Annotated in this window: 1 pseudogene; it reads left to right on the top strand. The window is 62.4% G+C overall.

The features are described from left to right. Positions 1–141: pseudogene (locus tag KVT32_RS30685) on the top strand (OmpA family protein); the annotation flags it as partial. Between the last annotated feature and the right edge of the window lie 114 nt (positions 142–255).

Below are 255 nucleotides of genomic sequence, written 5' to 3'. Positions count from 1 at the left end.
CTGGTGAGCCGGGGCAACGACCCCAACCGTATCTATACGGAAGGCAAGCGCGAACTGCAGCCGATCGCTTCCAACAAGACGAAGGAAGGCCGCGCCCAGAACCGTCGCGTTGAGACCGAAATCGTGGGTAGCCGCAAGTAATTGCTGGACTAGCTACAATAAAGGGGCCTCGCATAGCGAGACCCTTTTTTTCGCCTGCGCCGCGCCCATCGGGTGCGGTGCCGAGCCCTCTCCTCGCCTAGCGCGCTGGACCCC

The sequence above is a fragment of the Achromobacter sp. GbtcB20 genome, from assembly GCF_019091095.1.
Lineage (GTDB): Bacteria > Pseudomonadota > Gammaproteobacteria > Burkholderiales > Burkholderiaceae_B > Achromobacter > Achromobacter mucicolens.
The sequence above is the reverse complement of the archived record's forward strand: the minus strand, read 5'-3'. Positions and strand labels throughout refer to the sequence as shown.